Annotated in this window: 11 protein-coding genes and 2 pseudogenes; 8 read left to right on the top strand and 5 right to left on the bottom strand. The window is 60.0% G+C overall.

Annotated elements, in window-relative coordinates; translation table 11 throughout:
- Positions 1-65 precede the first annotated feature (65 nt).
- The 3 genes from ACZYHG_RS33990 to ACZYHG_RS34000 all read right to left on the bottom strand — a co-directional run bounded on the left by ACZYHG_RS33990 (position 66) and on the right by ACZYHG_RS34000 (position 4,920).
- Positions 66-1,637 (bottom strand): ABC transporter substrate-binding protein, encoded by a 1,572-nt coding sequence (locus ACZYHG_RS33990; RefSeq protein ID WP_464615331.1) that lies wholly within the window; start codon positions 1,635-1,637, stop codon positions 66-68.
- 374 nt (positions 1,638-2,011) lie between these two features.
- The gene (locus tag ACZYHG_RS33995; protein ID WP_464615332.1) at positions 2,012-3,514 is read right to left on the bottom strand and encodes an alkaline phosphatase family protein; all 1,503 of its coding nucleotides are present in this window, start codon (positions 3,512-3,514) and stop codon (positions 2,012-2,014) included.
- Between the two features lie 323 nt (positions 3,515-3,837).
- Positions 3,838-4,920, bottom strand: a complete 1,083-nt coding sequence (locus ACZYHG_RS34000; protein WP_464615333.1) for a porin — start codon at positions 4,918-4,920, stop codon at positions 3,838-3,840.
- 256 nt (positions 4,921-5,176) lie between these two features.
- Here ACZYHG_RS34000 and ACZYHG_RS34005 point away from each other — a divergent pair, with 256 nt between their 5' ends.
- The 4 genes and pseudogenes from ACZYHG_RS34005 to ACZYHG_RS34020 all read left to right on the top strand — a co-directional run.
- Positions 5,177-6,097: a LysR family transcriptional regulator gene (locus ACZYHG_RS34005; RefSeq protein WP_464615334.1), complete on the top strand. Its 921-nt coding sequence runs from the start codon at positions 5,177-5,179 to the stop codon at positions 6,095-6,097.
- A 156-nt stretch (positions 6,098-6,253) separates the two neighbouring features.
- Entirely contained in the window at positions 6,254-7,471 is a 1,218-nt protein-coding gene (locus ACZYHG_RS34010) for a pyridoxal phosphate-dependent aminotransferase (RefSeq protein WP_464615335.1), read from the top strand.
- A complete protein-coding gene (locus ACZYHG_RS34015; protein ID WP_464615354.1) occupies positions 7,468-8,340 on the top strand; it encodes a phosphonopyruvate hydrolase in 873 nt (290 codons plus the stop codon). Before ACZYHG_RS34010 ends, ACZYHG_RS34015 begins: the two co-directional genes overlap by 4 nt.
- Positions 8,341-8,552: 212 nt before the next feature.
- Positions 8,553-9,073, top strand: a pseudogene (locus ACZYHG_RS34020) (DUF1045 domain-containing protein); the annotation flags it as partial.
- A 183-nt stretch (positions 9,074-9,256) separates the two neighbouring features.
- Here ACZYHG_RS34020 and ACZYHG_RS34025 read toward each other — a convergent pair.
- Positions 9,257-10,198 carry an ABC transporter substrate-binding protein gene (locus ACZYHG_RS34025; RefSeq protein WP_464615336.1) on the bottom strand — a complete coding sequence of 314 codons (942 nt, stop codon included), beginning with the start codon at positions 10,196-10,198 and terminating at the stop codon, positions 9,257-9,259.
- A 111-nt stretch (positions 10,199-10,309) separates the two neighbouring features.
- A pseudogene (locus tag ACZYHG_RS34030) lies at positions 10,310-10,636 on the bottom strand (amino acid ABC transporter ATP-binding protein); the annotation flags it as partial.
- 876 nt (positions 10,637-11,512) lie between these two features.
- Between ACZYHG_RS34030 and ACZYHG_RS34035 the strand changes: the two are divergent.
- From ACZYHG_RS34035 to ACZYHG_RS34050, 4 genes are all read left to right on the top strand, one after another.
- Positions 11,513-11,701 (top strand): hypothetical protein, encoded by a 189-nt coding sequence (locus tag ACZYHG_RS34035; protein ID WP_006205770.1) that lies wholly within the window; start codon positions 11,513-11,515, stop codon positions 11,699-11,701.
- Between the two features lie 181 nt (positions 11,702-11,882).
- Positions 11,883-12,782 (top strand): DUF3991 and toprim domain-containing protein, encoded by a 900-nt coding sequence (locus ACZYHG_RS34040; RefSeq protein ID WP_464615337.1) that lies wholly within the window; start codon positions 11,883-11,885, stop codon positions 12,780-12,782.
- Positions 12,783-13,120: 338 nt separating this feature from the next.
- A complete protein-coding gene (locus tag ACZYHG_RS34045) occupies positions 13,121-13,726 on the top strand; it encodes a DUF1419 domain-containing protein (RefSeq protein WP_464615338.1) in 606 nt (201 codons plus the stop codon).
- Positions 13,727-13,736: 10 nt separating this feature from the next.
- Positions 13,737-14,135: a DUF3085 domain-containing protein gene (locus ACZYHG_RS34050; RefSeq protein ID WP_464615339.1), complete on the top strand. Its 399-nt coding sequence runs from the start codon at positions 13,737-13,739 to the stop codon at positions 14,133-14,135.
- The last annotated feature ends 69 nt before the right edge of the window (positions 14,136-14,204 follow it).

Raw genomic sequence — 14,204 nt, forward strand, 5'->3', positions numbered from 1 at the left:
AGCCGCCGGAAACGCGGATGGTGGTGCGGTACCGACGAGATGCGCCGTTCCTCCTCGCGTAGTCATCAGTTCTGCGTATAGGCGGCGTTGAAAGGACCGAAGTTCAGGTCGAGTGTCTGCCCCGGGACCCAGGCGACGTCTTTGCGCTTGCCATAGAACTGACCGGAGCCGTGCAGGATCACACAAGGCGGGTCTTCCCGGTCAATGATCTCGAGCATCCTGCGGATGATCGACCGGCGTGTTTGCGGATCGGCTGTTTCCTTCAGCTTCTCGCCAAGACTGTAATATTCTTCGTTGCTCCAGGCGCCTACCTTCCGCGAGGTACTCTTCGGCCCGAATGTGCGCCATGCATGTGCGAGTGGATCCGGGAAGATGGCCGTCGACGAGCTGTCGTAAATCGCATGGACGGGTTTGGTCTCGATCTGTGCGACATTCTCCATCATCTGGATTTCGACGTTGATGCCGACGGCCCGCCACATCTCGACCATGATCTGAGCGCCCGCGACCTGGGTGGGATAATAGTTGTTCAGAAGCTTATAGGTGATGGTTTCGCCCTTGTAGCCGCTTTCGGCCAGGAGCTTCCGCGCCAAATCGGGATCGTAGGCCAGGGCCGCGAAGTCTTCGATATAGGCTTCGCCGAAGCTTGCAAGTTGGAAGCCGTTTGGAACGGGGAGTTTGTCTTGCCAGAGCGCCTGGACGAGAGCTTTGCGATCGAGTGCGAGGCTTAGAGCACGGCGGACGCCGACTTTTCCGAGAACAGGGTCGGTCTTATCGATCGCCAGAAAGCGGATATTCTGGACCGGCCCGCCTGCAATTTCGATTTCCGGATGTGTCTCGATCTGGGCGAACATATCCGGCGCAATGTCGGTAATGAAGTCGACCTCTCCGGCCATCAGCGCGTTCATGCGCGAGGATAGTTCCGGAATGATCCGGAAATGAATGCCAGCGAAGGGCGGCAAACCGCCCCAATAGGCGTCGTGCGAGGTAAGCTTGACTTCGACATCAAGAGATTGGCTGACAATCCGATACGGGCCTGTTCCAACCGGCGCTGCCGTCCAGGCGTCCCAGGAACCCGCAGTTTCGAAAGCGCGCTTGCTGACGATCTCGGCGCCCCATGACGCCAGCCGCTTCTCAAGCAATACATCGTCGCCCTTGGCATGAACGACAATGGTGTGGCTGGCCACAATCTCGACTTTGTCGATCGTGTCCATCGTTTGCATGGCGGTAGCCTTCCCTGCCATGCCCGGGCCCAGCAGGTGCTCAGGGCTAAAGCTGAAGGCGACATCCTCCGCGGTAAATGGGCCGCCGTCATGGAACGTCACATCCTTGCGCAGGAAAAGGCGAACTGACTTGGTGTTTATCCGTTCCCAGCGTTCTGCCAGGGCTGGGCGCAACGCCATGTGGGGTGTCTGGTCGAAAGCGATCAGCGTGTCGAACATTTGCGGTGCGATGCGCCGTGTCGCGGTATGAGTATATAGAGCGGGCTCAACGGCAGGCGGAAAGCCGGACATGCCGATTCTGAGAACCTTTCGCTCGGTGGCCAGCGCCCGCGCGAAGGGCGTTCCGGCGATGGCAAGCAAACCGCCTGCGACACCCGTTACGATAAGCTGTCGTCTCGTCAGCGATAAATTACCCATGGTTAGCTCCTGTCCTGAGGTTTTGCGGAAATTGCTGTCCCGCGCGGTTTCTAAAAATGATGGCGCGCCTTGGAGCAGAGGGGGCGTACCCGGCCCGTTGAACTTGAAATTCAAGGCGATCAGAATGGGCCAAAGGTCAGTTCCAGCCCGATTTTCATTTTGCCCAGCTTGAAAACACCTCGGTGTTTTGTTAGGGGCTGAGTATCCAGCGGAAGTAACAGACAGGTGACACATATCGAATTATTCGAAAAGACAGTATCGTTTCTGCGATGGTTTTCTGCCGGAACGGTAAGAGACAAAATAAACAAAATAAATAGCTTGCAGAACCGAGGTCTGGCCGAAGGGTTTCTTCAAATTGTTAATGGCGATCCCGCTCATACCCCAGCAGCCTCCGCAATATCATTGGAAGCAACCAAGCCGCCTTCCAGATAAGTTGTCTGATCCACACGAATGCATCGGAGGATCTGCCGGTAGCCATTGAGACCGGTTTCGAAGACCTCAGGTTCCAAGCTGGCCGCAGGCAGGTCCCAGGCGCCTACCAGCACCTCCGTCAGCACCCGTCCCGTCATAGACGCAGGGATTGGCACTTCCAGGAGATGAAGAACCGTGGGCGCAAAGTCGCAGATGCCCGATGGAATATCCGAATTCTGACCGGCGTTCTGAAACGCCGTACCCGCAACGATGCCGACTGCGGCAAGCTCTTTCGGATGCAGCCCGCCATGCACACCAAGGCCGGGGCGCCGCGCGTTGTCGTACCAGGTGCTACCCACCAGCCCGAACTCATCGACTTTGTCGTCGGTCCGGAACGAAAAATAGACGTCGGGTGCGCGCTCGTGGTCGGCAAAAACCAGACTGCTGGCAAAACTGCCCCGGGCTATGCCCTCAACAGCGTTTCGGGCGGCGGTGAAGATCGGCCCGCACCAGGGCCGTTCGGTGAGGACCTCGACAAGGCGGTCCAGATTGCTTTCAGAGCGCTCGGCCAGGTAGAGCGCGCCGACCTGCCCGGGAACGACCACCAGGTCCACGCCGGTATCCGGCGCCGGGCCGGGGTTAAAGCCCGCCTCTTTAAGCTCGTCGATGACTGAGACGCGGTTCTGTGCAGTGATATGGCCATGATCGGAAGCGATGATGATCTGAACGCCGGCCGCCTTTCCTTCTGCTTCCCACCAGTCGACTACGCGGCCGAGCTGCGCATCGCAAAAGGAGATGATCTCACGGGTGGCGGCTGCCCCGGTCCCATGGAAATGCGAGGTCGTGTCCGGCTCGCCATAGGAAATTATCGTTACGTCCGGCTCAAGCTTCGGCCAGACGAAATCGAGAAAAGCGGACGTGATCCAGACTTGCCCATCGGTGTCCGGCTCGCCTTGTGGTGGCGCGGGCGGCAACGGGCCGAGTTGGGCTTCTGCCTGGGCAAGCAAGTCACTCGGTGAACAGGCCTCACGGAAATGTCCGGAAAAGCGGAGATGACCGAAAGATTCGGCCTGATGATTGAATAGCCGCGTCGTCCCAGGGGTGTTGGTCGCAAGGACCGCAAGGCTCTTTCCAGCCTCGTGAAGGATTTCGCCCAGCGTCGGCGCTGTCATCAGGCCGCCCTTGCTTTCGCGGTTCAATCGGTCGATGAGGCGCGCATCAGCAGTGTCGACGTAGAGCTGCGGCACGGCTTTTCGATCAACATACTTGTTGCCCACCATCCCGTGCTTGCTGGATGTCGCTCCCGTAACCAGGCTCGGAAACGCAGCTCGCGTCTCACTCGGATAGATCGTTCGATTGCGGGACAGCGTCGTGCCGGCTCTTTGCACCCGGTCGATGTTGGGAGTGAGCTCGGGACTGATCAGATCGGGACGAAGCCCATCAAAGCTTACAACGAGAATTTTCATGGGGACCGACCCTGCAGACGCAACCTCAGTATTCGTCGCAGCGCGGCATATCGGGCTGACGCAACAAATCTGTGACATATATCGAATAATACGATGCGATAGTGCCATTATTCGATGGACGGCCGCTTACAACATGGAGTGACATTCGGGCTCCTCAGACATGATTGCATTGCCATTCATGTCGTGAACGAGGGCGTCGGCACCCCTTCGCTAGTCGTCTGAGCCCGGACAGGCTGCTGGAGGTGCCCGGTACCCGACGCCACGTTGCGAGAGGTGGCCCACAATTGCCGTTGCGGGCCACCTCGATCGGATTGCTCGATACCTTAGAACGAGCGCTGGAATTGAACGAGACCGCCGATCGCGTTGGAATTGCTGATGTCGAAATTCTTGAAATAGTCGACTTCGGCCGTGATCGTGTAGCCCGGAACAATCGTGTAGGCGACGTTTGCCGCCACGGCGAAGTCCTTGGCGTCGGTATAGGAGACCTGCGCGTTGAGCGACGTCTTGTTGTTGACCAGATAGGAGCCGCCGCCCCAGACGGCAAAATTACCGGTCCAAGGCTTGAAGAAACTCTTGGCGATGTTGTGGTCGGTGCCGTAACCGCCCATCACGAACAGGGTCAGGTCCTTGGTGGCATTGATATCAAGCCGAACCTTGCCGGCCCATTCTTCCCAGGCGCTGTTGTAGGCGCCAACAGCGGTGATCGCCCCCCACCCTGCTTGGTACTTCACGCCGCCGACGACATGGGGGACATAGCTGTCGATGCTCTGAGTGCCGGAGCCTTCTTCAAGCGAAGCTACCGCCGTGAAGCCGTTGCCAGCGTCGAAATAGTAGCTGATCAGGTTGGTGTCCTTGAGGCCGTACGGGATGATCGTGTCTTGCAAGACATTGCCGGCGTAGCCGATGAACGTGTCGTATGCTGTATAATCCTTACCCACGCGCAGACCGCCCAACTGGATCCAGGCGAAGTTCAGTGTGAGGCCTTTGTTAAAGGCGCCAGCGGGATCGGGTCCGAGGCCGCTGCTGGCAGTGTTACCAAAATTGATGCGGGTCTCTGTGTAAGTCTTCAACGTACCGAGCTCGGTTTCCTGGCCGGTCCAGGTCTTCAGCGTGAAGCGGGCATTTTTCTGCCAAGTACCCTGATCCTTGCCGTTCAACTGATCCGTGGCGCGGGCGCCGTCGAACGATCCGACATCACCACCGCCGATAGTGTAGCGGACATAACCGCCGATGCGCAGGCAGGTTTCAGTGCCGGGGATGTAGAAGTAGCCGGCGCCATAAACGTCACAGATCTTGACGTACTGGGCTGGCTCCGGCTCGGCGACGACGACGGCGTCGGCGGCGCGCGCACCGGAAACTGCGATCAGGGCCGCAGCGGAGCTGAGAAGAAGGCTAGTAAGGTTCATTGCTGTATCCCATCAAAAGTTGAAAAGCGGAGACGCGCATCGGCAGTGTCGACGTAGTGTTAGGGGTGAGTTCGGGACTGATCAGATCGGGGCGAAGCCCGTCAAAACTTGCAATAAGAATTTTCATGGGAACCGACCCTGCAAACGCAGGCGCGGCGTATCGGCCCGAAGTAACAAATCTGTGACATATATCGAATAATACGATGCGTTAGAGCCCTTATTCGATGGCCTACTTACAACACGGAGCGACCTCGAGATGGGATCAGAAGTTGGCGATGTCCCCCTGAACGCAATCAGGGCGTTTGCTATGATTGCGCGGGAGCGGAGCGTCACCAAAGCAGCTGAGGCGCTTGGCATCACACAGAGCTCGGTCAGCCGGTACCTGGCCGTCCTGGAAGACTACCTCGGCACCGAGCTGATCAAACGACAGGGCAGATATACCGAGCTGACCGATTTCGGACGACTCTTCGCCAATTCCGTAGCCGAACCTCTCGATCACATCTCATTCACAGCGCGGAGAATGCGCCGGCGAGAGCGGCGCGAGGTCAATCGGATTGTCGTCAATTCGTCCCTGCCGACCTTCGCCTATACACTTCTGATCCCAAATCTTCAGGAATTCTCCACCGAGATGGGCGGCGCTGTCGTCGATGTGATGAGTTCCCTGTCGCTGCCCTCCTCGACAGATGGATTTGACGTGCTGATTACGCGTGACCTCGCCCTCATCGAACCATCGGATCACTGGGAAATCTATCAGGAGCATCTTGTCTGTGTTGGCGCTCCCAGTCACGTCGCTGGAAAAAGCATGGCAATCATCCGGTCCTTGCCGATCCTCACGATTACGTCCCGCCCCGACATCCTGCCGACCTGGCTGAAAGCGCATGATTTGACTTCCGACGACATCAAGCCCGGGGCCCGATACGATCACCACTATATGGCGCTCCCCGCAGTCACCACTGGCGCGTGCCTGCTTGTCGCGCCTGAGATCGTTGTCGGCAACCTGGTGCGTAGCGGGTTGCTCAAGGTCGTTCCAAACTCGCGCACGCCAAGTGGAATGCAGTACCGGGCATATGCCGTCGACCGCGGCGATAATCCGGAACTCGCACGTGCATTCTGTCGCTGGCTGGTGCGTCTTTGCCGCAAGGAGGCTCTGATCGTGGAATCCAGCAAGATCGAATAATGCGCTGCAATCATCACTAAATGCGATATATGAATTTGCCCGATCCGCATTTCGCAAGGTCTCATGGTCATATTGCCCATGTGTCGTGCCATGGTCCTGTGGCGCCGGTATCAGGACCGCATCCGCCATGTACGACCCTCACTCCCGGAGTTGTCCATGTCACTCGTTTCAAGCCGTCTCAAATCCATTCGCCCGTCCGAAACGAAGGCGATGACGGCGCGAGCTGCCGCGCTCAAAGCGCAAGGCCATAAGGTCATTACCCTCAGTCAGGGCGAACCCGATTTCGATACCCCCTTGAACGTAGCTGAAGCCGGTATCCGGGCGATCCGTGACGGCCGGACCCGGTATACGGCGGTGGCCGGGGTGGTTCCGCTAAGAGAAGCAATTCGAGACAAACTCGCGCGGGAAAATTGTCTCACCTATTCGATCGACCAGATCACGGTCGGCTGCGGGGCCAAGCAGGTCGTCTTCAATGCCCTCTTTGCCAGCCTGGAGCCCGGCGAGGAGGTGATCATCCCTGCGCCCTGCTGGGTCTCTTACCCCGACATGGTGCGCCTCGCCGGCGGCGAACCTGTGATCGTCAACTGCCCGGAAACAGACGGCTTCAAGCTGACGCCGGAGGGGCTTGAGAAGGCGATCACAACCCGCACCAAATGGCTTATGCTGAATTCGCCCAGCAATCCCACGGGCGCGGTCTACAGCCAAGCCGAGCTTGCCGCGCTGGCTGAGGTTCTGAGGCCCCATCCGCACGTCTACATCCTGTCAGACGATATCTACGAGAAGCTGGTCTACGGCGCAGCGCGGTTCGCAACAATGGCGCGGGCTGCCCCCGACCTTTTCGACCGCACGATCACGATCAATGGTGTCTCGAAAACCAATGCGATGACAGGTTGGCGCGTCGGCTATGGCGCCGGGCCCCTTGAGCTCATCAAAGCCATCAATGTCATCCAGGGCCAGACAACGTCGCATACCAGCTCGATCTCCCAATACGCAGCGATCGAAGCGATTGCCGGAGACCAAGGCTATGTTCCCGAGTTCAGGGCTGAGTTCGAGAAGCGACGTAACCTGGTGGTCGAACGACTCAATGCCGCGCCGGGATTGAGCTGCACCGTCCCCGACGGGGCCTTCTACGTCTTCGCCAACTGTGCCGGTGTTCTCGGCCAGAAGACGGAAGCCGGCAGAGTGATCGCGACCGATACGGACTTCGCAATGTATCTGCTCGAAGAAGCCGGCGTCGCGGTCGTTCCCGGCTCGGGCTTTCTGGCCTCTCCATACATCCGCATTTCCTATGCCTCCTCGATCGAGGACCTCACCACGGCGTGCGACCGCATCACCGCGGCTTGCACCAAACTTTCTCAGGACAAAGCAGCATGAGCCAGGGCACAAATCTCAAGGACATCATTTCGAAGAACGGCCTCGCTCATGTGATGGCGGCCCATAGTCCGTTGTCGGCCCGCCTGGTCGAGGAAGCCGGGTTCGACGGCATCTGGGCCTCCGGCTTTGAGCTGTCAGCTTTGTACGGCCTCCCCGATGTCAGCCTCGTATCGATGACGCAGCATCTCGAGATGCTGCGTGCAATGGCCGAGCAGTCGTCGCTGCCGATCATCGCCGACATCGATACAGGGTTCGGAAATGCCGTAAACGTGATCCACGCGGTAAAACAGTACGAACGTGCAGGCGCAGCGGCTGTTGTCATCGAGGACAAGACCTTTCCCAAAGTGACGAGCCTGTTGGCTGATGGCCGGCAGGAACTGCTTCGGGTCGAGGAATTTCAGGGCAAGATCCGCGCAGCGATCGCCACGCGTTCCGATCCGAACTTCCTCGTCATTGCACGAACAGAGGCCTTGATCGCCGCTCTCGGCGAGAAAGAGGCCCTCGATCGAGCCGCCGCATATGAAGCTGCTGGCGCCGACCTCATCGTCGTCCACTCCAAGCAGAAGACACCGGATGAGGTGGAGAGCTTTGTCCGGGCCTGGAATGGCAAAGCCGGCATTGTGATCATTCCGACCGCCTATCCCGAAATGAACGAGGCCCGGATCAAGGATCTGCGAAAAATCTCGGTCGTCATCTACGGCAACCATGCGATCCGAGCCTCGGTGACGGCCATGAAGGATGTGTTCGCCCGGATACTTAAGGACCGCGGCATTCACAATGTCGACAAGGACATCGTCTCGGTCGAGGAAATTTTCCGTCTCCAGAAGATGGATCAGGTAAAGGCCAATGAAAAAGAGTTTCTTGCGTAAAAGGAAGCCTGCTGGCCCGATTATCACGTGTTTCCATGGTCCGTTCGTCGCGAACGGACCTTCCCGCTCATTTACATGGAACTGACTGGACAGACCCTACCCGAAACAGGGCTGCCGAACTTTGAACCGAGATATGCGATCTATTTCACATCACCGCTCGGGCCACTGACCCTTGCAGGCGATCGTTGGTTGAGGCGAGGCGTTCCTGATCTGTGCTTGCCCTTGGGCATGAGGGACGCGAAATCCCATCCGTCACTGATCGAAGACCCCCGGCGCTACGGGTTCCACGCCGGCTGAAACCCGGAACGAGCCGGCCAGAACTCATCTTGGCAATCGAAGAGTTTGCGGGCTCGCAACGTCCCTGTCCGCTGGGTCCGCTGCGAATCGCCAGATCTGGCGATATATTCGCTCTGAAGCCGCGCCGCCCAACCCCTTTGCCAGAAGCTTCGCGTGCCGCGTGGTGTCCGCCTTCGATCAATTTCGGGCACCGCTGGATAGCTGCGAGCTAAAGCGCCGCACGCAGGTTCCAATCGATGAGATTGAGATCACGCATCTGGTGACCTGGGGCTATCCGTATGTCTTTGATCGCTTCGATTTCCATGTGACGTTAACCGGCGCCGTTGAACCGCGGGAACACGGCGAGGTTCAACGGCGTCTGGAGGCTGTATTCGGGTCCGCGCTCGACGTCGATTTTGCAATCGACTCGATCACTTTGTGCGAGCCGGAGAACCCTGACAGCGACTTCGTTGCTGTACAGCAGCGCCGAAACACATCGCCTTGGTTTTCGAAAGCATTATCTCCAACTTTCCATGATCGTTGTCACGACACGCCGCTCCGGCATTCCTTGCTGGATATCGCGCATTTCCGCCGGACGAAGAGACGGAAGCTGATAATCCGCCTCTTCAACCAACAGGGCTCAGCTGTTGGGCTTTGGCAAACCGGGCGGGTTGGTGCGCGACTGATCGATGGTTTCGGCGGTGAGGCTCCATTTCTTCAGCACCTCGCCATATTTGCCGCTGGCGATCAACTCGTTGAGGGCGAGTGTGATCGCCTTGGCGAGGCCGCTGTCCTTGCGCGTGGCCACAGCAATCTCAGCGGTGAGTGGCCAGCCGCCGCTGACGATGCCGACCAGCTTGGTCTTGCTCTTCACGGCAGCCGCGTAGGACTGTGTAGCGTTCGGATTGAACTCGGCATCCGCGCGGCCCGACTGGATGGCGAGTTGGCTCGCGGCGGAGTCGTCATAATACTGAACCTCGATCGGCTTCAGCCCCGCCGCCACGTTCTCGCGGTCCCATTCAAGCAGGATCTTCTCCTGATTGGTGCCGGCGCTGGTGATGACCCTCAGGCCCGCGACGTCCTTCGGTTCCTTGATCGAGGTGATCTTGCTGTCGGCCTTTACGTAGAAACCGAGCACGTCCTGCCGGTAGGTCGAGAAGTCGAACTTCTCCTTGCGCTCCTCCGTCACCGTCACATTGCTGATGACGGCATCATATTTTCCCGATGCGAGGCCAAGCGGCCAGTCGGCCCAGGCGACCGGAACCAGGTCGAGCTTGAGCCCCAGCGTTTCGGCGATCAGCAAGGCGACGTCGGCATCGGTGCCGACCACCGTCCTGGCGTCTGTCGCATAGGTGGCGAGTGGCGGATCCCCCGGGCTGGTGGCAACGGTCAGATAGCCTTCCTTTGCAAACTCGAAAGTCGGCGCGATCGCCGCGGCAGCCTTTTCGCTCTTTTCGGCATGGATGCGGCCCGGCTGCTCGGGGCTGAGGTCGAATTCCGCCGCTGGGGCGATGGAGACGAAGGCGATGGCCGATAGGACAGCGCCTAAGGCGAGGGATAGAGGTTTCCTATACAATGTCATGGGTCTCTCCTTGCATGATGGATGTGCGGGGTTGACGCTCCCCGACGGGGAGCCTGGAAAGCCGGCGGTTCGCACATGGCGCCGGCCCGGTGGTGCTCGGGATTTCCGGCGCTAAAGAACCTTGGCGAGGAATTCGCGCGTGCGTTGATGAGCGGGGGTGGTGAAGACCTGGGACGGCGTTCCGACCTCGAGGATTTTGCCGCCTTCCATGAAGACGATGGTGTCGGCGACCTCGCGGGCGAAGCCGATCTCATGCGTGACGATCACCATTGTCGTGCCCGAGGTGGCCAGTTCCTTGATGACGTCCAGCACCTCGCCGACGAGCTCGGGATCGAGCGCCGAGGTCGGCTCGTCGAACAACAGCACCTTCGGCTTCAGCGCCAGTGCCCTGGCGATCGCGACGCGCTGCTGCTGGCCACCGGACAGATGGCGCGGATATCCGTATGTGTGGAACCTGGCCCGGACGCACCAGCTCGGTAGCGTCACGCCTCAACATTTCTTCAAGGAGTTGGAACGCGCGGGATCGCTGGAGCGGCTGGTTGACAAGATGAAGCGGTTGCCGGGCCGCGCACGAACAACGCGTGAGCTGGCACGCCTTGTGTGGCAAAAGGAGAAGGGCAGAGCCCATGGCCTGCAATGAAGCGATCCGTCATTGCGATCGTGCAACCAAGCTGCCCGGTAGACCATCCGGGACGCGGCCTTCAATGCCGGCTCGCCTTGGAACCGGCCCTCCAGCAATTGGTTCAGCACGCGGCGGAATCCGGCTGGACTAAGGACGAGATAGCCTCCGCGCGCCTCGAGGGGCAGCTACCGAGCGAAGCGTGATTTGATCGGGATACAGCGACCTGGATACGCAGCATCTGAAGTTCCTTCACTGCCAATCCCAGGCGACAACTTATCGGCGGTCAGCCCGATCAGGCTGATGTGGCTCTCGTATTCTCGTCGGCCATGGTGTGCCCTGATGGAGTTCTTTGTGCGGACGCCACTATCGTGGCGGCATCGTCGGAACAGGAAGAACGGTTTTTTCGCCTAAACCTTGTTGAAGCCGGCATAAGTCAGCCGCAAGTGCTGCAGGCATGAATCCGCGAGGTTTCGCGGCGAGTGACTTGGCTCCTGTGCAGAGCCCATTTCCCGCTCTTTCGGCTTAATTCCCTTGTTCCAGCCCGGACCTTGCCGATCAACCCGCTTCGGGGTCGGACTACGCAAGCGTGCCGTCGCTCAAGGCTTCGCCATCGCGATGATCGCGGTCCCGGCTGGACCCGACGGGCGCCTGTCGAGCGGGGAATGGTCCCCGCGAACACGGGAGCCAAACAAATGTCGCACGAACTCAGCCTCGCTCAGAGCCACGCCTGGAACCTCGCTCGCACCCTGATGACGCCGGTCATCCTCTTCAAGGTCAATGACAACGAGTACGGCGTTCTCCCTGCCGAAGACCTCGACGGCGACGAGGTCGAGGCGATCGCCGAATACTGTCCATACACAGGAGGCCGGCCGGTTCATTGAACCGGCATCTATGCCAGGGCGTGCCGCTTGCGAGCGGCAGGCCGCAAGGGAGGCTGCGCCGCGGCGGAAGCCGCGCCCTTGCGCCCTTTGCTCTTTGCGGCGGTCGCCGAGTGTTCCGCGAATTGTGTGGAAGAAATAGACTTGGAGAAAGGCGGACCGGAAGGCTGCCGGGAGAGAAAAAATGGAAAAGACGGATATAGAAGCGCTGCGCGGCCGGGTCGGCTGTGCGGCGGTGCTGGAGACCAGCGGCTTCACGGTCGACCTCAAGGAAAGCACGCGCAAAGCGGTCAAATACCGTCGTGGCGACGATATCATCATTGTCATCCATGACGGCAAGGGATGGTTCGACCCGTTGTCGGATGCAAAGGGCGATGTCTATTTGCTGGTGCAGCATCTGGATGGCGGCGATTTCCTGGATGCCTTGGTGCAGGTAGCGTCGCTTGTGGGATTCGTGCCGAGCGAGCCCGAATGGAAACGGCGGTCCCGGGAGACCGAACCCGACTATTCCGTCACGGAACGATGGGCGGCGCGACGCAAGCCGTGGCGCGGGTCGGCGACCTGGCGCTATCTGCGCGATGAGCGGCACATTCCCGAACAGGTCATCGCGACAGCGATCGCTCAGGACGTTCTGAGGGAAGGCCCGCGCGGCAGCATGTGGGCTGCCCACAGCGACGCGGCTGGTATCGTCACTGGCTGGGAGGAGCGCGGCCCGCAATGGCGTGGTTTTGCGGCCGGAGGCGGCAAGGTGTTGTTCCGGTTGGGGACGGTGACGGCCGCTCGCATCTGCGTCACTGAAGCGGCGATCGACGCCATGAGCCTGGCCGCGATCGAACGGAACCAGCGCGACACGCTGTATGCCAGCACCGGCGGCGGTTGGTCGCCGGCGACGGACACGGCTCTTCGCCTGTTGGCAGGAAGGCCGAACACGCGGCTTGTAGCGGCCACCGACGCCAACCCGCAGGGTGAGACATTCGTATCGAGGCTGCGTGAGCTTGCCGGCGAGCTCGCCTGCGACTTTGAGCGGTTAAAGCCGCTCGCCGAAGACTGGAACGCGATGCTGCAGGACGCGGCATCCCCCTGACGGTGCCGATCACTCAACTGCCGCTGCAGAATTGAAGATCGCCGGCCCGGGCTTTGCCATGGTCATGTCAACTCGAAAGGGTGCGCCCGCGCGGACATGACAGCCGGTTCGCACCGCCAAATGGGGGAGGGTAAAAGGGAAGGGAGAAAAGAAAAGGAAACCGGGTTGCCGCATGCCCGCCGGTCGCGTGCAAGGGTGAAGCTTCGCCCGGCTGCGCCGGCCCTTGACCCGTCCGGACGGAGAGGCGGCCGCGGGGAAGGGGTCATGAAGGGCTGAAGATGATGGGCATCCACGAGGATGCTGCGCGCTCAGCCCGACGAGGCCGAAGGAGCCCGCCGATGAACCCTTTTTCTCCCATCCGTAAAGTCTACCAGGGCATTGCCGACCGCCGGCAGATGTTCCGTTTGTTCGACCGCCATGCGCAGCGCCCGAACCGGGATCACGTCGATGCCGGATCACTTTATAGCGGCGAGTGGTTTGGAGTCGGCCGCGTCGAGCACGACTACATGCTGGAGATCCTGCCACCGCTCTGGATGCGGGGCGAGATGTTCGCGTTGCGCGAGTTGCTTACCGACAGCATCACCAGCGTCTTCTACACGCTGCGCATCGACGGCAAAATGCGCTACTTCCATGCCTACTGCGATCTGAATGTGGCGCGATCGCCTGCCGAAATGCGCGATGCCATCGTCGAGCGCGAGTCCTGGCCGGTGAAGGCGATGACGCGCGAAGAGCGGCTGGAGCATATCTGGAGCGCCACCCACGACGAGTACCGTGGCTATGCCGGGGACCGCTGGCTGCCGGAGCATCACGGCAAGCGCACGGTGCTCTGTTATGGCGGTCGGCAGGGCGCCATGCTGAAGCTGCTCGACGAGCTCACCGATGATGAGATCGCGGCGAAGCTGCCGGTGCATCTGCGCCACCTTCCCCTGGCCGTTGCCGCGTGAGGGGGATGCGATGTTCACTTTTCCCATTCTTGCAGTTCGCAAGGTCATCGAGCGCGGAAAAATCGATGCCGCCAACAACGGCGGTTTTCGCAATCCCTACTATGGCCTCAAGCCCGGCCAGGGCGAGATCCCCGGCCTGTGGTTGGTCGGAGACGAGGGCGTGTATGTGCTTTCGAATGGCAAGCTCGCCGAGGGCCAGAAGGCGCTCCTTTGCTATTCCCAAGAATGCCACCCGATCGGCAACCCCGACTGGTTTCACTACAAGCAGCGCCATTTCGGTGGTGACGACGGCATCGAATTCATCGACGCCGAGCAACTGATCCCGCTGTTCGATCGCAACCTTCGCTGCACGCATCTCAACGTGCAGCTCACCGAGACCGAAGTCTCGCTCTCGCTGATCGCCCGCTAACCCCAGCAAACCCGCCAGCCCTTTCACGCGGCCGCCAACGGCGTCCGCGTGCTCGCGCTTGCCCTCAAA

It is taken from the genome of Mesorhizobium subarcticum (genome assembly GCF_055456085.1).